Consider the following 21,928-nt stretch of genomic DNA (forward strand, 5'->3'; position numbering starts at 1 on the left):
CCCGCGGGCCAGCGCCATCTCCGGTTCCTCCGGCGCCGTCACCTCCAGCGGGGTCGCCTCCTCGAGCGCGGGTTTGACGGCCACGATGTCCGTGCCGCAGCCGACCAGGAAGACGCCGTCGGCGCGCGTTCCCCGTGCGTTGAGCCCGGCGATCATCGCCGCCAACTCGGCGGCCACCGGCCCCCGCCGCGCGTCGGCCAGCTGCCGGCGGTGCAGGTCGACGATCGAACCGTCGGTGACGTCGACGACGGCCAGCGTCGCGGTCTCGGGTTCCACGAACAGCATTGCGATGTGCTCGTAGTCGAGCGCGGACCCGACGGTCTGGGCGAGTGCTGCCGCGGCCAGCAACGGGGACACCAGCATCACGCTGCCCATGCCGTTGCGGGCCATCGCATCCCGCAGTGCGCCCACGCCGGCGGGGTCCGTCCAGGTCACGCCGGTCGACATCAAGTGGTAACCGCCCGCAAGCGCGCCTTCGCGGGTGCCGCCGATGGCCGCAAGCACTTGGTCGACCGCACCGGCGGTCGCCGGGCCGCCGCCGGCGGCGGCGACCTCGAACTCGTCCTGTTCGACGGTGACGCCGTCGGCGTCCTGCCCCTCGATGACCACCAGCCGGACCGTCTCGGGAGCCATTGAGACCCCCAGCACGATGTCCACGTACGCCTCCACAGTCCGCTGATCTCTCCGCGGCCCCGCGTGAGGGCACCGCGGGATGACCCCCCCGCCCGACCGGGTGACCCCACGCTACCCGCGTGGGTGCGGACGCGCTTCTCGAGCGCGCGGACCAGGACCGACGCGGGACTAGTAGCCGGGGCTCAGGAACGGATTCTGGGCGTTGCCAGGGTACTGCGGGTACTGCGGATACGGCGTGTACTGCGGCGCCTGGGGCGCGGGCGGGGCCTGTGTCTGCGGAACCTGGATCGGAATCGGCACGGGCAGCAGCGGGACGTGGATCCACTCGGTGGTCATCGGCACCGTCGTCGTGGTGGTCGTGGTGGTCGACGGCGGGGGCGGCGTCTCGGTCGTGGTGGTCGGCGGCGGGGGCGTCGTCACGGCCGTCGTGGTCGGCGGCGTGGTGGACGGGGCGGGGTGGACGGCGGCGCGGTGTGCCGCGGGGTGTAGACGGGCGGCGCCTGCGTGGTGACCACCACCGGCGGTGGGGGCGGCGGCGGTGATGGCGGCGGTTCCGGCGGCGGCGGTGCGGGGCTCGGCACCGGCGCGGCGCTGGGCGGGGCGGGCACGGCGGTCGGTGGCGGCGGCGCGACGGTGCGCGGGACCAGGGGGCTGGCCGGAGCCGGCCTGGGCGCGACGCTGGGCGCCGGGGGCGCCGGGCGGTTTTCGATGCCGGTCAGCGTGTACGCCACACCGCCGATCGCCGTCATGGCCACCAGCGCGGACATGCCGATGATCAGCTGCGACAACCGCAGGCGGCGCCACGGCCGGTCCGGGGGCGGGTCGATCACGTTCAGCCGCATCGACCAGCCGGACGGACCGTCCTCGTCGTAGGTTTCGCCGCCGAACCGCACCCGCAGGTCGCCGGGGTACTCCGTCTGCGACCACGCCAGCTCGCGATCCGTCAGCGCCTCGTCGTCGATCACCAGCACGTCACCGGCCCCGAGGTCGACGACGTCGCCGGTGGCGTTGGCGGCCGCGAGCATGCCCATCGATGTCCGCGTGCGCAGGCTCAGCTCTTCGCCGCGCGCCGCCAGCAGCAGCGCACCGCAGGCGGCGGCCAGCGCGGGCTGTGACGGTGTCAGGACCGGGGTGCGCCCGTGGATCGAAAGCCGTTCGGCGACAAGCGGAATGTGTGCGCCCCCGCCGACGGTTACCACGGCCGCGAGGTCCGCCCAGCTCTTGCGGTAACGCACCAGCATGTCGTCGAAGGCGTAGATGAAGCCGGTCAGCCGGTCAGCCATCAGGTCTTCGAGATCGTCGCGCCTCAGCGTCAAACTGCAGCTGCGCCCGCCGAGTTCGACGGCGATCTCGGTGACCACGTCGACCGAGAGCCGTTCCTTGGCCAGCCGGCACTGTTCCCGCACCTCGCCGAGCTGGCCCACGGCGGCCGTGCTGCCCGGGTCGATGCCGCTGCCGCGGCCCAGCTCCTCGAAGACCCGCAGTAGCAGTTCCTGGTCGATCTCGTCGCCGGACAGGGCGGCGTAACGCATTGTCGCGCTGACGAGTTCGAAATCGCCAGCGACATTCACCAGCGTGGCCGACGTGCCACCGCCACCAAAGTCGAGCAGCCCCACCACGCCGTCGTCGGGCAAACCGAGCTCGGCCTTCACGGCGGCCAATGACGCGATCGCGTCCGAGATCAGCCGGGGCGCCATGCCGCTGCGCACGAAGCCTAGATGGGTCCGCAGCCCGTCGCGCAAAGCCTGCACCGTCACCGGTTTCCAGTACGCGGGAACCGCGATGGAGATGTCCGAGGAGGACGCGTCCGCGCCGGCGGCACGCACCATCGCGTCGAGGGCCTCCACCGTGAGCAGTTCGGGGTCGTGCGCGGACCCGTCGGCGGACACCAGCGCCACCGAGTCCCCGATGCGCTCTACGAATCCCCTCATCGTCACGCCGGGCTCGGCTAGATAGGAATTTCCTTCGGGCAAGCCTACTTTCGGCGCGCAGTGCGGATACAGCGTCAGCACCGAACGCCGGATGACCGGCGGACTTTCGTTGCGCGCAGCGACCAGGTTCGTGGTCCCGATCGACAACCCGAGTGGGTCGTACATAGAGCGAAAACCTTCGTCTATAGGGGTCGGTGGCCAGCGTTAACCATAGCCGTGGACACGCCGAAATCCGATGGCTTGCAACATCATCGGTACCCGGTCGATGCCACCTCGTCACCGAAGTGGTACCGCCGGCCCCTTGACAAATCCGCGCGGGTGCCTACACCACGGTCAACGGGAGCGATCGCCTCGGCTCGAATTGGAATGTCGCTCCACCACTGACCTTCGTTACCGACACCTCGGGCAATTCGGCCGCCGCGGTGTCGGTCTGCACCAGTTCCGCGGTCCAGTCGGCGTCGGTGCCGCTGACCCTGACCTCGATGCGCGGGTCGACGGCGGTGGCGATGGCCTGCAGCGGTTGGGTGGATTCGGGTGAGCACAGCGCGATCCAGGCGCCGTCGTCGTGGGCCGGCGAGCGGTGCACGACGAGCCGGTCGGCCGTTTCCGCGCGGACATAGCCCGCCGGATTGAGCAAGGGGTGCAGCTCGAGCACCTCCAGCACCCCTTGGACACCGCCCGGCAACCCCAGCGCGCGGTGAATGCGCTCGGCGGCCACGCCGGCGATGCCGGTGAGGCCCTGGGTGCACACCGACACGGCCTGCGCCTCGTCGGCGGCGCGTGCGCGCACCGCGAGGGCGAACGACAGATAGAGCAGGTGCATCTGCAGGCAGACCTCGTCGGCCATCCGGACCAGCGCCGAGTGCGAGAAGCCGACGAAGTCGAAGTCGGACAGCAACGGGCCGGAGTAGTCCGCCTTGCCCTCGTCCGAGCGGTCTATCGCGTCGAGTTCCCAAGTGGCGGCCCTGGTTTGGCGCACGATGTCCAGCGCGGGAATGCTCTGGGCCTCGGGATAGGACTCGTCGATGATGACCGTCCAGGCGCAATGCGGGTGCCGATCCTTCGGCGTCCGCGGCGGCCGGTGGATGGGGCGCACCTGGGCGCGCGGGTTGGTCGCCACCGCGGTGGCGTCGAAGGTGGGGTCCTCGATGGTGTGGCACATCCCGAAGACGTACTTGTCCCCCATCGGTTCCACGTCGAGCAGCGCCCCGCAGTGGTCGAGCTGGAATTCGCCGTGCCAGCGGTCGTGGACGGTGTAGCGGAAGTCCATGAATTGCGGTGGGGCGCCGATGTCGAGCTGCAGCCCCTTGAAGATGGTCGGCACGTCGTCGCCGGTGAAGTTGAGTGCTTCCTGCATGCGCCGGGTGTAGATGGGGCTGGCGCCCGCCCACTCCTCGATGGCGATCTGCACCATCTCGTCGCGGCCGAACGCGCTGATGCACCACGCCATGCCGGAGCGGTCGATCAGCTGCCCGATCAGGAGCAGTTCGGGAACCAGCACGGCCAGCTGCTCGCGGGTCAACCGCGCGTATCGGGATCGGCTCACGGCCCAAAAATAGACTCGACTATGTTATAAAGTCAACGATGTCCATCGCTGCAGGTCAGAAGCCCTGGGGCTCGGGGAGCCCCACCCGGCGCACCAGTTCGCCGCGCAAACGCGGCGACGACACGCGCGCGAGGATCATCGACGAGACGGTCCGCTGCATCACCGAGGAAGGGTTCGCCGCGGCCACCGCCAAGCATGTGGCCGAACGCGCGGGCGTGACCTGGGGGGTCATCCAGTATCACTTCGGCGATCGCAACGGCCTGCTGATGGCGGTGGTCGACGACGGGGTGGACCGGCTGATCGAGAGCCTGTCGTCGGCCGACGTCAGTGAGCTGCCCCTGCGCGAGCGGATCGAGGTGGTCGTCGACACCGCGTGGGGCTGCTATAGCAGTCCGACGTCGATGGCGGCGTTCGAGATCCTGCGGGCCACCCGCGGCGGGCCGGGCGAGTCGCCGCGGCGGCATCTGCTGGAGATGAACGCCGCGATCGGCCAGCTGGGCCGGCTGATCACCGACGATCCGGCGAATGCCGGTGTGGCCGAAGTCATCTGGGCCACGCTGCGGGGTGTGGTGCTGGTGCAGATGGTCACCGGCACGGCGATCGACTGGAGCCTGGAACGACGCGCTCTGATCGACATGGTCACCCGTGTGCTGCAATGACCTGATGACCCCTCACGATCTCGCCGACATCGAAGCCATCAAGCAGGTCAAGTACCGGTACCTGCGCGCGCTGGACACCAAACACTGGGACGACTTCGCCGACACGCTCGCCGAGGACATCAAGGCCGACTACGGGCCGTCGCTGGGCAACGAGTTGCACTTCACCAACCGCGACGACCTGGTGGAGTACATGCGGACCTCGCTGCCCGCGAACGTCATCACCGAGCACCGGGTGACCCATCCGGACATCACCGTGACCGGCGACACCGCAACGGGCAGTTGGTATCTGCAGGACCGCGTGATCGTCGCCGATCTCAACTTCATGCTGATCGGTGCGGCGTTCTACCGCGACACCTACCGGCGCACCGACGCCGGCTGGAAGCTCGCCGGGACCGGCTATGACAGGACCTACGACGCCACAATGTCGTTGGAAGGCATGAACTTTCAGGTCAAGCCCGGCCGGGCCCTGGCCACCGAGGGCAGCTGACCCGCTACTTGGTGATGGCGATCACCGCGCCGGGCTGCAGCCATTTCATGATCGACACCAGCTGAGCGTCGTCGACCGCGACGCATCCCTCGGTGGGCTTCCCGTCGGTGGTGTGGAAGAAGAACGCCGCGCCGCCGCCGGGGGTCTTGTTCTTGTTGACGCCCATCACGACCGCGTGCTTGTACTGCGGGATCTGCAGGTTCTCGCTCTCGGCGGTGTTGAACGGGCACTGCGCCTTCTGGCACACCTGCATGGAGTTGAAGGTCGGGCTGTGGTCGTCGCCGCTCCACCAGTGATTGGGCCCCACCTGCGTATACGGCAGCGCCGTACCGGGATTGGGCGCGGTGCCGAACGCGGAGTCCAGGGTGTAGACCCCCATCGGGGTGGCCGGCACCCCGCTCTTGGCCTGCGGCGCCATGCCCGCCGAACCGACGTGGGTGGGAATGCCGGTCCGCAGCGCCTGCCAGCCGGCGGCCGTGCGCTGATAGATGTCCATCGTCGCGTTGGATCCGCCGGTGCTCATCACCGAGACCACCTGCGTCGCGTTGCCGACGGCGTTGGCGAACCAGGGGGCGCCGGCCGCCGCGGCGAGCGGCGCCAGGGCCAGCGACGCGAAAAGTGCGCACGCCGAAGCGGTCAGCGAGGCGAGCAGTCGGCGCATGACCTCAATCGTCAAACCCGCGCAGCGCCAGGTCAAGTAAAGGTTCGGCCCCGGTTAGGTCACCGGATCGTGATCAAATCACCGGCGTTGCAGGCATTTCGGGAGACCGGCGCGCCCGCGGGCCGAATCACCGTGAAACACAACAGGAAATACAGGTAGCCCAGCGACCAGCCGGCCAGCACGTCGGACGGGTAGTGCACGTTCAGCGCCACCCGGGAGATCCCCGCGGCCAGCACGCTCACCGCGACCGCCGCCACCGCGACGCCGCGCACAACCCGGCTCATCGCCGGCAAAGCCAGGGACAGCGCGGCGCACAGCGCGGCCGTCACCTCCAGCGCGTGCCCGGACGGGAAGGAGGTCTCGGCCGCGGCCACCAGCATGGTCGGCGGTCGCGGCCGGTCCGCCAGGGCCTTCGCCAGCACCGTCGCGAGTCCGCTCAGCGGCGCACAGGCCAACAGCAGCAGCGCCGCCCGCACCTGGCGCATGATCAGGGCAGCCGCCGCCACCACGGTGCCCAGCACGCGCAACGGCACCGGCCCCAGCGCGAAGGAGACGTCCGCCCAGAATCGCACCCAGAACGGGTGTTTGACCGCGCTGTCCCGCGCGGCGTCCAGCAGCGACCAGTCCATGCGCTGTTGCCAGTGCCAGTCCTGCGAGTAACCCACCCACATCAGCGCGTAGCTCACCGCGGCGGCCAGGGCGATGCACAGGGCCGGCAAAGTCCGCCATCGGGTCATAGCCCACCGATACCAGGCGCGCCGCGGCGGACCCCGGGCGGCCCGACCAGCGCATCAGCCGTCCGGGTCCATACTGGCGTCATGCCCGTATTCGTCCGTAGGTTGTTAGGCATCGGCAAGCTGCCCGACGACGTGTATGCGCAGGTCGAGGCGGAGGGCCTGATCTACCTGGCCGACTACGTCGCGGTGACCCGGCGGTTCAGCGGCGCCATCCCCGGGGTGCGATTGCCGCACAGCGTCGCCAGCTACACGGGTTCGCTGGTGTTCACCTCCGAGCGGGTGCTCGCCACCCTGTCGATGTTGCCGCGGCTGGCGGGCCCGACCGTCGACGTCCGCTGGGACGCGCCCCAGACCGGCTCGGCGCAGGTGGAGATATCGGCGACCGGTGTGCAGGTGAAGGTCGACGTCTCCCGGGTGGACCCGAAGTTCAGCGGCGAACTTTCGCTGCACTACAAGGTCTCCATTCCGGGCGATGTCCTCGGCGCCCTGCCGCGGCGGTCGCTGGCCTTCGACATGCCGCCCGACTACGTCTTCCGCGCGGTCGGCGTCACCTATAGTCCGTGATCGTCATCCGCGGCCAGGGCGGCTGCCTCAGCACCGCCAGGCTGCCGATTACCGCGGCCAGCAGGCCGGTGATCACGCCGATCAGCGCGATCCGATTCGCGTCGACGGCAGGCTCCCAGGACGCCCGGCCGTTGTGGATGACGAAGACACCGAGCGGTTTGGCGACGGGGATCACGGTGGCGCCGTCCGGTGTCTGATAGGGCTCGCCGTACACCCGGCCGGCCGTGCGGTCGGTGGGTAGCTGGTCGAGTGAGTCGAAAGGCTTCACGGAACAGTCCCTCCTCGGGTGTTCGCCGGGTCCGAGCCGCGGACACGGTTCACGCTAACGCGGATTTCCTACGATGACTCCCGTGAGCGACGAGGCCTTCAGCCCGCAGGAGCGGCGGGCCGTCTACCGGGTGATTTCGGAACGGCGGGACATGCGCCGCTTCGTGCCCGGCGGCGTGGTGGGCGAGGAGGTGCTGGCCCGCCTGCTGCAGGCCGCCCATGCGGCACCCAGCGTCGGTCTGATGCAGCCGTGGCGGTTCATCCGCATCACCGATGACGCGCTGCGCCGGCGCATCCACGCGCTGGTCGACGAAGAGCGGCCGCTCACCGCGGCGGCGCTGGGTGAGCGGGGCGAGGAGTTTCTCACGTTGAAAGTCGAGGGCATCCTCGAGTGCGCCGAGCTGCTGGTGGTGGCGCTGGGCGACGACCGGGAAAAGCATGTGTTCGGCCGGCGGACGCTGCCGCGGATGGATCTCGCGTCGGTGTCGTGCGCGATCCAGAATCTGTGGCTGGCGGCGCGCGCGGAAGGGCTTGGCATGGGCTGGGTTTCGCTGTTCGAGCCGCACCGGTTGGCGGCCCTGCTCGACATGCCGGCCGGGGCCGAGCCGGTGGCCATCCTGTGCCTGGGCCCGGTGCCCGAATTCCCCGATCGGCCGGCGCTGGAGCTGGACGGCTGGGCCGTCGCCCGCCCGTTGACGGAGTTCGTCTGCGAGAACCGGTGGGCTCGGCGCGCCCAGGATCCCCCGGACTAGCTGCGGTATCGTCGCCCGTCGCGGGGCGAGTTGGAGAGGGTGACGCAATTGGGGCCGGGCGAAGCAGCGGGCCGTAAGGACAACGTGCTGATCGTGCACTGGCACGACCTGGGGCGTTATCTCGGTGTCTACGGCCATCCGGACGTGTCCAGTCCCCGGCTGGACCGCCTTGCCGCCGAGGGCATCCTGTTCACCCGGGCGCACGCCACCGCGCCACTGTGCTCGCCGTCGCGCGGATCGCTGTTCACCGGCCGCTACCCGCAGACCAACGGCCTGATCGGGTTGGCGCACCACGGCTGGGAATACCGCAGCGGAGTGCGCACCCTGCCGGAGATCTTGACCGATGCGGGTTGGTATTCAGCGCTTTTCGGCATGCAACACGAGACGTCGTACCCGCAGCGGCTGGGCTTCGACGAGTTCGACGTCTCGAACTCGTACTGCGAGTACGTGGTCGACAAGGCCTCGGAGTGGCTGCGGGACGGCACCGAGGATCTGGCCGGCCAGCCATTCCTGTTGACCGCCGGGTTCTTCGAGACGCACCGGCCGTACCCGAGGGAGCGCTACGAGCCGGCGGACACCGCGGCGGTCGAGCCGCCCGGCTACCTGCCCGACACCCCCGAGGTCCGGGGCGATCTTGCCAGCTTCTACGGGGCGATCGCCACGGCCGACGCCGCCGTCGGGCGGCTGCTGGACACGCTGGCCGAAACCGGGCTGGACGCCACCACCTGGGTGGTGTTCTTCACCGACCACGGCCCGGCCTTCCCGCGGGCCAAGTCCACCCTCTACGACGCGGGCACCGGCATCGGCATGATCATCCGGCCCCCCGCCGGGCGGGCCCTCACCCCGCGGGTCTACGACGAGCTTTTCAGCGGCGTGGACCTGCTTCCGACGCTGCTGGAACTGCTGGGTCTGGGCGTTCCCCCCGACGTCGACGGGTTGTCGCACGGCAGCGCCCTCCTGGAGCCGGACCCGCACGCGCTTCCGGTCAGGGACCACGTGTACACGGCGAAGACCTATCACGACGCGTTCGATCCCATCCGGGCCGTTCGCACCAAGGAATTCAGCTACATCGAGAACTACGCGGCCCGGCCGCTGCTCGACCTCCCGCTCGACATCGAGGAGAGCCCGTCCGGCCACGCCGTGGCGCCGTCGATCACCGGCCCGCGCCCGCAGCGCGAGCTCTACGATCTGCGCGCCGACCCCGCCGAGACCACCAACCTGCTGGCCGGCGACGAGGCGGCCGCCCAGGAGGTCGCCGCCGATCTGGCTGTGCGGCTCCATGATTGGCGGCAGCGGACGAACGACGTCATCCCGTCGGAATTCGCCGGCACCCGCATCGCGGCGCGTTACACCGAGACGTATCTGCAGATCCACCGGGTGCGCCCGACCGCCCGGTCGGCGATCGCCGCGGACCGCGGCATCGAGGAGCAAGCGAGCGGTTAGCCGGCCGAGCGCCGGGAACCGCCCACTTCGGCGACGATGAACACCCGGCGGAACGGGAAGATCGTCGTCCCGTCGGCGCGGGGCGGGTAGGCGTCGTCCAGCAGCGGGATGAGCTCCGCGCGGAACCGCTCCCAGTCTTCGGCGCTCAACCGCTCGCGCACCGGGACCAGCGCCGTCCCGGTGATCCATTCCAGCACCGGGTTGTCACCGGTCAGCTGGTGCAGGTAGGTCGTCTCCCAGACGTCGACCCGGCATCCGGCGTCCAGCAGCATGTTGGCGTACTGGATCGGCGGCTGCACCACTGCGCCGACCCGGAATGGTATGTCCCGCATGACTTTTGCGTAGGGCTCCCGGCGCGCCAGCGTCCGCACCGTGGCGTGCGACGGCGTCTCGAAGTTGCCGGGTATCTGCACGGCGATCCACGATCCGGGCGCCAGTTCGTCGGCCCAGCGGAGCAGCAGGTCGGCGTGCTCGGGCACCCAGTGCAGGGCGGCGTTGCTGACCACGACGTCGGTGTCGGGCTTGGGCTTCCAGTGCCGCAGGTCGCCGACGACGGCGTCGATACCGCGTTCCTTGGCGGCGGCGACCATTTCCGGCGAGGTGTCGATGGCCTCGATCACCGCCTCCGGCCAGCGCCGGGACAGGTACTTGGTCAGGTGGCCGGGCCCGCAGCCGAGGTCGACGACCCGCCGGGCCCGCTCGGCCCCCACCCGGGACAGCAGGTCATAGAACGGCCGGCTGCGGTGGTCCGCAAAGGCCAGGTAGACATCGGGATCCCACATGTCGGTCCTCCTGATCGATGCGCCGTCGCCAATCGGCGGAACAGACCAACCGTATTACCGCATCCCGGCTAGCATCGGCGTTCGTGGCGCCCGACACCTCGATTGATCCGCCCATCCCCGTTCCCGACATCCCCGGTGCCTTCAAGGGTGCCTTCCAGGGCGCAGACGTACCGATCGACGTCGGCGGATTACCCCCGAACTCCGCGTTGTCCCCCCGCCAGCGCATGGTAGTCGAGGGCTCGGCCGTCGGCGACCTCGCGCTGCGCACCTGGGTCTCCTCGCTGCTCACCGCGACGGTGGCGCCGGCCGTGGTCGCCGCCTCCCTGCGGCACCGGAGCGCCCGCGCCGAGCGCGCCAACCTGAACTTCTACGCCGAGCTGGGCGCGCAGCGCGATCCGGTCAAGTCGTTTCCCGCGCCCACCGAGCCGCCGCGCGTCTCGTCGCGGCGCGCCAGCCCGCTGACCGAGTGGGCCGCCGGCGGCACGGTGGAAAACATCGCGTTCGAAAGCGGCTTCACCGCCGTCAACCCCGCGATGCGCGAACAGTGGAGCGCGTGGAAGTCCAACAACGTCGTGCGCGCGCAGCACTGGCGCCACGATGACGGGCCCCGTCCGACGCTGTGCGTCATCCACGGCTTCATGGGGTCGTCGTACCTGGCCAACGGCCGGTTCTTCACGCTGCCCTGGTATTACCGGTCCGGCTACGACGTCCTGATGTACACCTTGCCGTTTCACGGCAAGCGCGCCGAAAGGTGCTCGCCGTTCAGCGGTTTCGGCTATTTCGCCGGCGGGCTGAGCGGCTTCGCCGAGGCGATGGCCCAGGCGGTGCACGACTTCCGGTCCGTCGTCGACTACCTGCGCGGCACCGGGGTCGACCGCATCGCGCTGACCGGCATATCGCTGGGCGGCTACACCTCGGCGCTGGTGGCGTCGGTGGATGACCGGCTGGAGGCCGTCATCCCGAACTGTCCCGTCGTCACCCCGGCGACGTTGTTCGACGAATGGTTCCCGGCCAACACGCTCGTGCGGCTGGGGCTGCGCCTGTCCCACATCAGCCGCGCGGAGCTGTCGGACGGGCTGTCCTACCACTGCCCGCTGAACTATCGGCCGCTGCTGGAAAAGGACCGCCGGATGATCATCACCGGGCTCGGCGATCGCATGGCGCCGCCGGACCATGCCGTCAAACTGTGGGAGCACTGGGATCGTTGTGCGCTGCACTGGTTTCCGGGCAGCCACGTGCTGCACGTGAGCCAGCTGGACTACCTGCGCCGGATGACCGCTTTCCTGCAGACCGTCATGTTCTAGCGGGCTCGGCGACCGGCGTCACGGCCGTCACCGCCGGCCAGTCCAGCTCCGCCAGCAAGCCCGCCGGCGCGTCGGTGTGTCCATCGAGCCGCCGCGTGGACAGCAGGTCCAGCGCGGCAAGCGCCGGCCGGTGGTTGCCCCGCTGCGGGGTCAGGCCTGCCGGCGGCGCGGTCCGCCCGGGCGGGGTGTCGGTGAGGAATGCGCACGCGGCCGCCACCGTGGTGCGGGTTGGGTCGCCGGCGATCTCCAGCGCCGTGCAGGTTTCGCGCGCCGGATGCTCCCGGATCGCCCGCAGGGTCTCGGCCAACCGCTCGTCCACCGGGATCTGGTATGCCGCAAGGTAATCCGACGCGCCGCGGTGCACCCCCGACCAGCTCTCGCGGGCGTTCGCCGTGAGCAGCCGCGGGACGTTGTCGGCCGCGACGCCGCCGACCTCCCAGCCGAGCTCCCGCAGGTGGTCGGCCAGCCGGCGCGCGACCACCTGCGCGGTCTCGTGCAACGGGACGCGTGCGGAGCGGGCCCGCAGCGCGGCCAGGTTGTCGGTGGCCGAAATGGTGAGCCCGATCCACGTCTCGCGCCTGGACGCGTCGGACGCGTTGTCGCGGCTCGTGATCCGGATCTTGTCCGCGCGGATGCCGTAGCGGTCCAGGTAGCCGGCGAGCAGCGGCAGCGGCAGGGCGGTGGCGTCGCCGCTCGGCGCGCCGACGCGCAGCAGCGCGGTGGTCGCGGTGGCGGATTCGGGCGCGGCCGCGTCGCCGCGCGACATGATGGCCAGCCGGCGGCGCACCAGCGTGGTGAAATACAACCCGCGCCAGCAGCCGAACAGCACGACCACGACGGCCGCGGCGATGCCGAGCAGCCAGTAGTCCCGCGGCGACCGCCAGGGGTAGGCCATCACCGCGGGGACGACCGCCAGCAGCGCCAGCGTGACGCGCCCGGGTCCGGGGGTGGGTATCCAGCGCTGCAGGCTCACGGGGTGGGGTCCTTTCGACGGCGGGTGGCGGCGACCGCACCCGCGACCGCGACGAGCGCGGCCAGCGCGGCGGTTCCTGCCAGGGCGACGGTCCGCGGGGTGGTATCCCGGGGCGCCGGGGGCGGCGGCACGGCGACCGGCTTGACCGCCGGGGCGGCGGGCGGCTCGCCGGCGGGCAGTTGCCAGGTCAGGGCGGCCACCGGGTCCAGGCTGCCGGCGCCGACGACGTTGGACGGCGCCCGCGCGCCGCCCCGCGCGGTGGCGGTGATGCGGTGCACCACCTGGGTGGCGTTGAGGTCGGGGAACTTGCTGCGGACCAGCGCCGCGACGCCGGCCACGTAGCCCGCCGCATAGCTGGTGCCGCTGAGCGCAACCTGCTGCTGGTGCTCGTCGGGCAGCGCGTTGGCCAGGCCACCGCCGTCGCCGTTGCCGATCGACGCGATGCGTTCGCCGGGGGCGGCGATGCCCACCCACGGCCCGGCCATGGTGAATTTCGACGGCTGGCCGTCCGGGGTCAGGGAGCCCACCGACAGCACGTACGGCTGCCACACCGACGGGATGGACACCGAGGTCACGCCGCTCCAGTTGCGCGGATCGTCGGGGCGGCTCAGGTCGGTGAGCGGGTTGGATTCGCAGGACGTTCCGCCGGCGACCGACCCGGTCGGGCCGGTGTTGCCGGCGGCGGCCACGATCACCGCGTCCTTGTCCACGGCGGCGTAGCGGATCGCGGCGCCCAGCGCCGCCTGGTCGACGGGCCGGTCGGCGGGCAGGCAGGTGAGCGTGGAGACGTCGATCACCCGGGCGCCCAGGTCGGCGGCGCGCACGATCGCGCGGCCCAGCGTCGTGACGTCCAGGGCCGCCCGCGCCATCAGCGGGTCGCCGCCGGGCGTGCGCGGCGAGAACTTCGCCGACGTCGTCCTGATCGACACCACCCGGGCGGCGGGCGCCACGCCGGCAAAACCGTCGTCCCCCGGCTGGCCGGCGATGAGCCCGGCGACCAGGGTGCCGTGGCCGTCGCAATCGGTCAGGCCGTCGGTCGCCTCGACGAAGTCACCGCCCGGATCGACGTTCGGCAGCCGCGGCCCCGGCCGCACCCCGGTGTCCAGCACCGCCACCAGCTGGCCGTCACCACGCGAGAACTGCCACGCGCCAGGCAGATTCAGCGTTGCCTGGCTGGGTGTGACGGCCGCCGGGTCGCTGCCGGGAATGACCCCGGAGACGCTGCACGGCCCGCGCTGCTCCATCGGCTGCACCGGGCCCGGGGCGCCGCTGGGCGGCGGCACGCCCGGATCGACCTTCGGCGCCTCGATGGCCAGCGCCGAGGGGGACGTCCACAGCATGGCCGCCAATGCCGCTGTGAGACAGGCTGATCCGGATCGAATCATCGATTGAGTATCCAGGCGAAGATACCGACGAGATAGGCCATGACGGGGATGAGCGACGCGTCGAGCCCGGCGGCGACGAAGCCGGTCAGCCGGCGCACGGGAAGCGAATAGCTCTCCGGCTCGGCGATGCGCGGGTTGAGCGCCACCACGATCCACGCCGACGCCAGCACGACGAGCACCAGCGCCGCGGCCAGGGCGGCGGCGTAGCGTCCGGTCGCGGTGTAGAGCACCAGCAGGACGCCCGCGGCCAGGTACGGCTGCGCGAGCAGCCACGCCTTGCACGCCGCCGAATCCCACACCCGGGCGCGCAGCACCGACGTCGCGGCCGTGGCGGCGACCACGTACCAGCCCGCGCCGCCGAGCGTTTCGGGGTGCAGCGCGATCGCCACCGACCCCAGGACGCTGAGCAGCACTGCGGCGGCGATGAATCCGTTCTGGTGGGCGTCGCCGATCCGCACCCGCCGCGGCAGATCCTCGAGGACCCGCAGCGAGGGGGCCGACGGGGTGGGGTCACCGGGCGCCGGGATGACCGGCAACGGGAAGCGCGCCCACACCGCCGAGAGCTGGGCCGCCTCGACGGTGACCAGCAGGGCGGCGACGATCAGGCCGCAGCCGATGGCGAGCGGCCGCAGGTGCCAGAGCACCTCGGCGCCCGCGGCCAGCGCCACGCCCGCGCCCACCACCGCGGTCGCGGTGAAGAAGCCGACGACGCGCTCGCGTTCGGCGCCGGGGACCATCAGGGCGACCAACGACCACGCGGTGACGCCGGCCGCGGCGAGCATGATCTGCGCCGGCCCGAATCGCCCGGGCACCGCCAACGCCAGCGCGGCTGCGATGGGCACCAGCGCGGCGATCGAGCACGCGGTCCCGGTGCGCGGCGAGCGCGCGCCGACCAGCAGGCCGACGACGGCGGTCACCGCCGCGACCGCGCTGACCGCGACCAGCCCGGCCAGCGCGCCGGTGGCGACGCGGTAGGCGACCGAGAGCCCGGTGGCCAGGAACGCGACCGCGATCGCCGCGGCCAGCGCCCCCCACCGGATATGCGTTGCGCCCCAGGGCTTCAGCCGGGAGGTGGAGAAGATCATGGCGGCGTCGGCGATGTCCTCGACGATCCCGGGGGCCGCCTGGCCGACGGGCACGGGTTGCAGGGCCAGCAGGTCGCCGTCAACGACGCCGACGGTGTCCAGGCTGGCGTCCAGGCTGAAGGGGGCCCCGCCGATCGGCGCCAGGCTCAGCTGGGTGGCCGCGCCGAGGTCGGCGGTTCCCCGGGCGGTGTCGTCGGGGTCGCCGTTGGATGCCGCCGGAATCACCAACCGCTGGACGGCGGGCAGGATTTCGCGCAGCGGCAGCTCGGCGGGCAACGCCATCTCCGTCAGTCTGCTGTCCGCGAGGATTGCCACGCGGACGATCGGCATGACGGCGCCGGACGTCACCGGTCCCTCGATTCCTGGAACATCGTTGCTCTCTTCTCTGTTGGGTGGGTCTAGGCGTGTTGGGGGGTGAAGTCTCGGGCCAACCGGTGGCCGGGGAACCAGTCGGACTCCGGCAGCAGCGCGGTCAGCTGTTCGATCGCGACGGCGATCGCGAAGGGGGTGCCGGGCGCGAAGGTCGACACCCACTCGCCGTCGAATGCGCGCGACGGGCTCACCAGCACCCGTCCGGCCGCCGCGTCGACGATGCTCATCCCCACTTCGGTGGTGGCTTGCCGGCCGTCACGGCGGCAGCCGGCGACGATTTCGACGTAGCTGCGCGGACCGGTGAACACCGACTCCACCACCGGCCGCGCGGATTGCGGGATGCCCAGGTAGTCAACGATTTCGGCGAGCGAGGCGCCCGAACGCAGCCGCTCGTCGGCCCGGGCGCCGACTCGCGCCGGCATGCTGAACCCGTCGAATCGAGCCGGCGGTCGCTGTGTCAGCCCGACGCCGAGGACGGGGACCAGCGCGCGCGGATCGTCGATGTCCATGGCGGTGAACGTGATCAGTTGCGCGCTGCGCAACGCCACGATCGTCTTGGCGGTGGTGGCGGAGCGCTGCGCCACGATGCCGCGCAGCAGCTCCCCGGCGCCGCCGTCCTTGGCGGGGCCCACGTAACGCAGGTCGAGCCAGCGGTCCGCAAAGCACACCACCCTGATCCAGTCGGCCACCGCCGGGTTGACGGCTCCGCCCTCGGACACCAGACCCATCCGGGTCAGCTCGTCGCGCTGGCGCTCGAGGAACGCCTGTCGTTGGGCGGCGTCGGTGTAGGGCGAGGTGATCGCCAGAACCCATGGGAAGCTGCCCGCCCCAATGGTTTCCGCGATGAACCACGCGTGATCGACCGTCAGCTCGACGGCGTTGGGTTCAGCGATCATCGCACCGGGGTTAGCCGCCCCACTTGGCGGCTTCGGCCTGGTCCCGCGCGAGCATGGACATGGTGTTGGCTTCGTGGGTGCTGGCCATCGCCTGGTAGGCGCGCACCAGACTCTCCATCGCCTGGTTCCACTGGGCCTGCCACGCCTGGTAGGTCATCCCGGTGTCACCCTGCCAGGCGTTGGACAGCGTCGCCTGCTCGCTGGCGATGTCGGAACCGAGGCCCTGCAGCGTGCCGGCGTAGCCCGACATGTCGGCGGCGTGGCTCAACATCGCCGGGTAGTTGTACATGATCTGGGACATGACAAGTCCTTTCGCGGTTGGTGGCGGCTAGCGGGGCGGGGTCAGAAGGCGGTGTAACCGGACGCGGCGGCCGCGTCGGCGGCGACGTAGGTGCCGGCGGCGTCGCCGAGGTTGGCCTGTGCGATGTCGAGCAGGGTGTTGACCCGCGCTGCGGCCTCGACGAAACGGGCGTGCGCGGCCTGGAACGCGGCCGAGGCCTCGCCCTGGTGGAACGCCTGCGCCGACATGGCTTCCTGCTCGGCCTGGCTGATGGTGCTGCGCATCAGCGCCGCCTTGGCGCCGAACGCCGACTGTGCGGCCACCAACTGTGGAATGTGAGCGTCCAACATGCTCATGGTGCGTCCTTTCTGTTCGGTCTCTTGGGCTTTCGCTGACTGCCGGGCATCGTGCTGACTGCCTTACCCCCCTTCCCTCGGCTCGGTCGGGCGCGCGGGGTCTTGGTCGGCGTCGTGGTCCCAGGTGCCGGGCGTCATCGGCATCCGCGGGCCGCCGCCGAACTCGCCGTCGGTGAGCTTGGTCAGTCCGGCCGCCCGGAAGGCGCGCCCTTTGCGTGCGGTGCCCGCGAAGCCCAGGGCTCCGGCCCCGGCCGCGGACGCGACCGCGCCGGCCGCCCGCTCCTCGTCGCCGTAGTCGGGGGGAAGGCCGAAGTCGGCGTCCATGTCCGCGAATTCGTCGGCGTGGTCGCGCATCGCGGCCCGCTTTCGCCGCCGTGCCCGCGCCTCGGCCCGGCTGGCGGCCGCCGCGCCGGCCGCCGGGATCGTCGCCGCCGGCGCCTTGGCGCCGCCGCGGCCGCCCAGCGTCGGGCCGACACCGGCCTCCGGGTCACCGCCGTAGGCGACCAGGTAGGCCGAAGTGGTCGGCGCGGGCGCCGGCGCCGGCGCCGGGGCCGCGCCGGAGCCCGCGGCGACCGAAGTGGCCGGGGCCGTTGCGGGAGTCGCGACCGTGGGCGCCAGCGCGACGGCCGGCAGCAGCGACGCCGGCCTGGTCGAGGTGACGAGCGGCGTCGCGGCGGCCCCGGCCGCGATCGGCGCGGTCTCGGCCGGCGCGCTGAACAACGAGCTCAGGCCGATGCCGAGCAGCAGCGGAATGAGGAAGGGCGCGGTCAGGATCGCGCCCCAGGTCGGCCAGCCGACGGCGTTGAAGAACACCTGGTAGGCGACGAAGAACAGCAGCGGGCCGTTCGCGGCCAGCAGCGCGGGCAGGTTCGAGAAGAAGTTCTGCAGCATCTGCTGAATGTTCTGGAAGAAGTCCTGCAGGAACTTGGACAGCTGCTGGAAGAAGTCCGAGATCGCGTTCCCGGGATCGGACGGGCTCTGTGCGGCGTTGTTCGCCTCAGCGCCCGGCCGCACGATGGACGGCGCCGCGGCGCTGCGCGGCGCGGAGGCGAGCGCCGCACCCGAGGTTGCCTGGTAGGCGCCCATCACGGTGGCGGCCTGCAGCCACATCCGCGCGTAGTCGGCCTCGTTGAGCGCGATCGGAATCGTATTGATGCCAAAGAAGTTCGTCGCCACCAGCACCCCGTGGACGGCGTGATTGGCGGCCAGCTCCCCCAGCGTCGGCATGGCCGACAGGGCGGCGGTGTAGGCCGCTGCCGCGACCTCGTGCTGCGCGGCCACGCCCGCGCTGTCGGCGCTGGCCTGCTGCAGCCACGCCAGATAGGGCGTGTGCGCGGCCGCATACTGCTCGGCGGTGGGCCCCTCCCAGGCAGCCGCCTGCGTGTCCCCCAGGACACCGGTGAGTTCGGCTGCCGCCGTGGCGTATTCGGCGCTCAGCGAGGACCACGCTCCGGCGGCCGCCAGCAGCGGGCCCGGTCCTGGACCGGCGCTGAGCAGCGTCGAGTGCACCTCGGGCGGCGAGGCCATCCAGACGGGCGCGACGGGGGACGTCATTTCTCAGGCGCCTGCGAACCCGTACGTCGCGGCGGCCGAGGCGTCTCCGGCGAGATAGCTGGCGCCGGCTTCGCCGACGCCGACCCCGGCGCGGCCGAGCTCCTCGACCCCCTGGGCGGCGACGGCGGCGTGCTCCTGGCCCTGGGCGCTGAACCCGAGTGCCGTCTGCAACGACACCGGATCCACCGCCGGCGGAACCACCGCGGTGATGGCCGGGGCGGCCGCAGCGTGCGCGGCCGCCAGCCGCGCCGTCAGCGCCTCCACCGCGGCGCTGGTCGCGGCCAGACCCTCGGGAACCACTCGCAACGTCATGACTCTCCCCTCACTGTTGCGTTTCACCGGACATCGCGGCCTCACCCACCAACGGGTTGACCAACTGCACATACGTCGGAGCGTCGCTGTCGCCCAGCAAGATCGCCCGCCCGGCCGGCAGCCGGCCGAACCGCTGGCCGCGGATCTTGCCGCTGTCCTGCGGGTTGCCTGCGAGCATCAGCGTGGTCGCCTGCAAGTCGTTCAAGCGGCGCAGCAACGGGTTGGTCATCAGCGCGTGACCGGACCCGGTGGCGCGCGCCGTCACGATCACCCGCAGTCCCAAATCGGCCGCCTGCGAGAGGATTCCGATCAGCGGGGTCCACGGCCGCTGCCCGATGTACGGGCCGCTCATCGCCGGGGAGTCCGGTATCTGGTCGACGTCGTCGATGATCAGATAGTGGGTGTGCCCCGCGTACGTCCAGCGGGCCAGCTCGGCGGGCGCCAGCCCGGCCGGCGGCCGCCGCGACTCGATGAGGTTGGCCAGGCCCAGCATCGCCGGGATCACGCGGTCGACGTTGGCCGTGTATTCGTTGTCGGCGAACAACGGCTCGTCGACCAGGTGCAGCCGCCGATCCAGCACGGTGAACGCCACTCGGTCGGCCGTGGAGTTCTCGCGGATGGTGCGAATGATGTGGCGCAGCAGGGTGGTTTTCCCCGACTTGCTGTCGCCGAACACCATCAGCAGCGGCTCGTCGGCGAAGTTGACCACGACGGGCCCGAGGTCCTCCTCGCGCTGGCCGATGACCACCTGCTCCGGGCCGCGATACAGCGCGCCGAGGACCTCGGGGGCGAGGTTGGCCGGCAGCAGCCGCACCGGCGGGGCGGCCACGCCGGGGTAGCGGGCGTTGAGCGCACCGATCTGGTCCAGCTCCGGGGCGGCGAACAGGAAGTGCTCGGCGGCCATGGTCAACCCGCGGCCCGGCTGGTCGTGCGGCACGGCCTCGGCGGGGCGCCGCAGGGCGCCGACGACCCGCACGTTGCTGTCCCGCGGATCGTGCAGCTTGAGTTCGAGGCGCAGCCCGAGGCCGTCGCGCATGGCCAGCGGCACCTCGAGCCAGCTCGGGGTGGTGATCACGACGTGGATGCCGTAGGCGAGCCCGACGTTGACCAACTCGGTCACCTTGGCCAGCAACGGGTTCCGGGTGTTGAACTGGTCGGTGTTGTCGCGGCCGAACGCGTAGAGGTTGTCGATGACCAGGAACACCTCGCCGTAGCCGTCGTCGGGGGCCGCGCCGCGGGCATCGCGGAACACCTCGCGCCGCTGCCTCGACAGCAGCAGCTGCTCCAGCTCGCCGAAGGTGCGCCGGATGCGTTCGGGTTCCAGCGCCGAGGCGACGCTGCCGACGTGCGCCAGGTCTTCCAGCGCCCGCAGCTTGCCGCCGCCGTAGTCCAGGCAGTAGAACGTGACGTCGCGGGGTGAGTGCAGGCTGGCCGCCGACAGGATGAACGTCTGCAGCGCCGTCGTTTTCCCGGACTTGGGGCCGCCGTGGATCACCACGTTGCCGGCCGCCGAGGTGGCGTCGAACACCAGCGGGTCGCGGCGCATCTCGAAGGGTTTGTCGATCTCGCCGAGCGGCCACTGCCACTGGCGCTGCGGCACCCCGGCCCGCGCGAGCACGGCGGTCAGCGGGATCGGCTCGTCCAGCGGCGGCAGCCACAGCCGCGGAGCCTTCGGCCCGTACTGCGCGAGCTGGTCGCCGATGGTGGCGATCAGCTTGCGCGGCGGCCCGGTGAGTTCCTCGTCCCCTGCGACCGGGATGACGGTGTCCTGCTCCGGCTCCACCCGCCCCGCCGTGAACAGCTTGGGCTCCGGCGCGGCCTGCACCACAAAGGATTTGGCCCGCTGCGGCGGCTCGTAGATGCCGTCGACGTAGGTGCTGCGGAATTTGATCGGGGCCGCGCCCGGGGCGGGCACCAGGAAGCCCACGCCCTTGTGCTCCTTGCCCGATTCGATGTGGTAGGCGTCCTCCACGCCGATGATCTGGCGGGACACGCTGGGACTGGCCACCTTCAACCCGATGCGGTAGGAGGTGTTCTTGTCGATGTCCTTGATCTTGCCCACGTCCAGGGTCTGCGACGCGAACAGGATGTGGATGCGGAACGAGCGGCCCTTGCGCGCAACGTAATCGAACAGCTCCGCGTATTCCGGGTGGTCGGCCAGCATCAGGGTGAACTCGTCGGCGACCACGAACAGCGTCGGGATGGGCGGCAGGTCGTGCCCCGCCGTGATCGCACCCTCGTACTCGACCACCGAGTTGAACGCGCTGCCCTGCACGCGGCGCCCCGCCTCGCGCAGCAGCGTTTCCCGGCGGGCCACCTCGCCGCGCAGCGTGTCGGCGAACCGGTCGGCCAACGACTTCTTCTCGGCCATGTTGGAGATCACTGCGACGACCTGCGGGAAATGACGGAAACTGTCGGCCCCGGCCTCACCCTTGAAGTCGGCGTAGATGACGATCAACCGGTCCGCTGAATGGGTTGTCAACAGCGACAACAGGATCGACATCAGGGTCTGGGACTTGCCGGAGCCCGTCATGCCGATCATCAGGCCGTGCGGCCCCATCCCGCCCTCGGCTTCGTCCTTGAGGTCGAAGTACAGCGGCTCGCCCGTCGCCGTGACGCCGATGGGAACGCGCAACTCGTCCTCGCGCCGGCGCGGCGCCCACAGGGTGGGCACGTCCAGCCGCGAGACGTCTTCAATGCCCAGCAGCGTGGTGAAGGTGGCGCCGCGCGTGGCCGCCGAGCGCAGGCCGGTGTGGGTCGGGTTGGAGTCCCAGCGCGACAGCTGGCGCGCCAGGTGGGCGGCCTCGTCGGCGCCGAGGCGGTCGGCGTGGTCGATGTAGGGCTGCCACCCGCCGGTCTGCCACCGCTTGATGGCGCCGCGCTCGACGCGCAGGATCGGCTTCTCCGGGTCCGAATACTGCTCGCGGTGCGGCGGTGTGGTGCCGCGGT

The 21,928-nt window shown here is 71.2% G+C and carries 20 protein-coding genes and 2 pseudogenes; 6 read left to right on the forward strand and 16 right to left on the reverse strand.

Going from position 1 to position 21,928, the window contains the following annotated elements; translation table 11 throughout:
- The 3 genes and pseudogenes from A5692_RS27335 to A5692_RS27350 all read right to left on the reverse strand — a co-directional run.
- Positions 1 to 657 (reverse strand): annotated as a pseudogene (locus A5692_RS27335) (hypothetical protein); the annotation flags it as partial.
- A gap of 144 nt (positions 658 to 801) precedes the next feature.
- Positions 802 to 2,729, reverse strand: a pseudogene (locus tag A5692_RS30205) (Hsp70 family protein).
- A gap of 157 nt (positions 2,730 to 2,886) precedes the next feature.
- Positions 2,887 to 4,110, reverse strand: coding sequence for a hypothetical protein (locus tag A5692_RS27350; RefSeq protein ID WP_068062667.1), 1,224 nt, complete (start codon positions 4,108 to 4,110; stop codon positions 2,887 to 2,889).
- A 38-nt stretch (positions 4,111 to 4,148) separates the two neighbouring features.
- Here A5692_RS27350 and A5692_RS27355 point away from each other — a divergent pair, with 38 nt between their 5' ends.
- Together A5692_RS27355 and A5692_RS27360 are read left to right on the forward strand one after the other, a co-directional pair.
- Positions 4,149 to 4,769, forward strand: coding sequence for a TetR/AcrR family transcriptional regulator (locus tag A5692_RS27355; protein ID WP_068062670.1), 621 nt, complete (start codon positions 4,149 to 4,151; stop codon positions 4,767 to 4,769).
- The gene (locus A5692_RS27360) at positions 4,756 to 5,256 is read left to right on the forward strand and encodes a nuclear transport factor 2 family protein (RefSeq protein ID WP_068062673.1); all 501 of its coding nucleotides are present in this window, start codon (positions 4,756 to 4,758) and stop codon (positions 5,254 to 5,256) included. Before A5692_RS27355 ends, A5692_RS27360 begins: the two co-directional genes overlap by 14 nt.
- A gap of 4 nt (positions 5,257 to 5,260) precedes the next feature.
- Here the strand turns inward: A5692_RS27360 and A5692_RS27365 are convergent, their stop codons facing one another.
- Positions 5,261 to 5,917 carry a L,D-transpeptidase gene (locus A5692_RS27365; RefSeq protein WP_068062676.1) on the reverse strand — a complete coding sequence of 219 codons (657 nt, stop codon included), beginning with the start codon at positions 5,915 to 5,917 and terminating at the stop codon, positions 5,261 to 5,263.
- Between the two features lie 59 nt (positions 5,918 to 5,976).
- Positions 5,977 to 6,654: a phosphatase PAP2 family protein gene (locus A5692_RS27370; RefSeq protein ID WP_068062679.1), complete on the reverse strand. Its 678-nt coding sequence runs from the start codon at positions 6,652 to 6,654 to the stop codon at positions 5,977 to 5,979.
- An 81-nt stretch (positions 6,655 to 6,735) separates the two neighbouring features.
- On the opposite strand from A5692_RS27370, the gene A5692_RS27375 reads away from it, so the two are divergent.
- Complete coding sequence (locus A5692_RS27375) at positions 6,736 to 7,218, forward strand: hypothetical protein (protein WP_068062683.1); 483 nt, start codon at positions 6,736 to 6,738, stop codon at positions 7,216 to 7,218.
- On the opposite strand, the gene A5692_RS27380 is transcribed toward A5692_RS27375, so the two are convergent.
- Positions 7,202 to 7,486, reverse strand: coding sequence for a hypothetical protein (locus A5692_RS27380; RefSeq protein WP_068062686.1), 285 nt, complete (start codon positions 7,484 to 7,486; stop codon positions 7,202 to 7,204). The two genes, A5692_RS27375 and A5692_RS27380, sit on opposite strands and share 17 nt — an antisense overlap.
- A gap of 73 nt (positions 7,487 to 7,559) precedes the next feature.
- Between A5692_RS27380 and bluB the strand changes: the two genes are divergently transcribed.
- Both bluB and A5692_RS27390 read left to right on the forward strand, forming a co-directional pair.
- Complete coding sequence (bluB, locus tag A5692_RS27385) at positions 7,560 to 8,237, forward strand: 5,6-dimethylbenzimidazole synthase (protein WP_068062689.1); 678 nt, start codon at positions 7,560 to 7,562, stop codon at positions 8,235 to 8,237.
- Positions 8,238 to 8,276: 39 nt separating this feature from the next.
- Positions 8,277 to 9,680, forward strand: coding sequence for a sulfatase (locus A5692_RS27390; protein ID WP_068062692.1), 1,404 nt, complete (start codon positions 8,277 to 8,279; stop codon positions 9,678 to 9,680).
- On the opposite strand, the gene A5692_RS27395 is transcribed toward A5692_RS27390, so the two are convergent.
- The gene (locus tag A5692_RS27395; RefSeq protein ID WP_067926877.1) at positions 9,677 to 10,462 is read right to left on the reverse strand and encodes a trans-aconitate 2-methyltransferase; all 786 of its coding nucleotides are present in this window, start codon (positions 10,460 to 10,462) and stop codon (positions 9,677 to 9,679) included. The two genes, A5692_RS27390 and A5692_RS27395, sit on opposite strands and share 4 nt — an antisense overlap.
- A gap of 83 nt (positions 10,463 to 10,545) precedes the next feature.
- On the opposite strand from A5692_RS27395, the gene A5692_RS27400 reads away from it, so the two are divergent.
- Positions 10,546 to 11,766: a S9 family peptidase gene (locus A5692_RS27400; protein ID WP_068062695.1), complete on the forward strand. Its 1,221-nt coding sequence runs from the start codon at positions 10,546 to 10,548 to the stop codon at positions 11,764 to 11,766.
- Here the strand turns inward: A5692_RS27400 and eccE are convergent.
- From eccE to eccCb, 9 genes are all read right to left on the reverse strand, one after another.
- Positions 11,756 to 12,739 (reverse strand): type VII secretion protein EccE, encoded by a 984-nt coding sequence (gene eccE, locus A5692_RS27405; RefSeq protein WP_068062698.1) that lies wholly within the window; start codon positions 12,737 to 12,739, stop codon positions 11,756 to 11,758. The two genes, A5692_RS27400 and eccE, sit on opposite strands and share 11 nt — an antisense overlap.
- Positions 12,736 to 14,124, reverse strand: coding sequence for a type VII secretion-associated serine protease mycosin (gene mycP / locus A5692_RS27410; protein ID WP_068062701.1), 1,389 nt, complete (start codon positions 14,122 to 14,124; stop codon positions 12,736 to 12,738). The genes eccE and mycP overlap by 4 nt, the downstream gene beginning before the upstream one ends.
- Positions 14,121 to 15,539 (reverse strand): type VII secretion integral membrane protein EccD, encoded by a 1,419-nt coding sequence (gene eccD / locus A5692_RS27415; protein WP_156766323.1) that lies wholly within the window; start codon positions 15,537 to 15,539, stop codon positions 14,121 to 14,123. The genes mycP and eccD overlap by 4 nt, the downstream gene beginning before the upstream one ends.
- Positions 15,540 to 15,607: 68 nt before the next feature.
- Entirely contained in the window at positions 15,608 to 16,477 is an 870-nt protein-coding gene (locus A5692_RS27420) for an ESX secretion-associated protein EspG (protein ID WP_068062707.1), read from the reverse strand.
- Positions 16,478 to 16,487: 10 nt separating this feature from the next.
- Entirely contained in the window at positions 16,488 to 16,778 is a 291-nt protein-coding gene (locus A5692_RS27425) for a WXG100 family type VII secretion target (RefSeq protein WP_007172528.1), read from the reverse strand.
- 41 nt (positions 16,779 to 16,819) lie between these two features.
- Positions 16,820 to 17,113, reverse strand: a complete 294-nt coding sequence (esxG, locus tag A5692_RS27430) for a type VII secretion system protein EsxG (protein WP_067926893.1) — start codon at positions 17,111 to 17,113, stop codon at positions 16,820 to 16,822.
- A 63-nt stretch (positions 17,114 to 17,176) separates the two neighbouring features.
- Positions 17,177 to 18,667: a PPE domain-containing protein gene (locus A5692_RS27435; RefSeq protein WP_068062710.1), complete on the reverse strand. Its 1,491-nt coding sequence runs from the start codon at positions 18,665 to 18,667 to the stop codon at positions 17,177 to 17,179.
- A 3-nt stretch (positions 18,668 to 18,670) separates the two neighbouring features.
- On the reverse strand, positions 18,671 to 18,979 hold the full coding sequence (locus A5692_RS27440; protein ID WP_068062713.1) for a PE family protein: 309 nt from the start codon (positions 18,977 to 18,979) through the stop codon (positions 18,671 to 18,673).
- A gap of 10 nt (positions 18,980 to 18,989) precedes the next feature.
- The coding region (gene eccCb, locus A5692_RS27445; RefSeq protein WP_068062716.1) for a type VII secretion protein EccCb at positions 18,990 to 21,928 on the reverse strand (2,939 nt) is incomplete at its 5' end.

The organism is Mycobacterium sp. E342 (assembly GCF_001667665.1).
Classification (GTDB): Bacteria; Actinomycetota; Actinomycetes; order Mycobacteriales; family Mycobacteriaceae; genus Mycobacterium.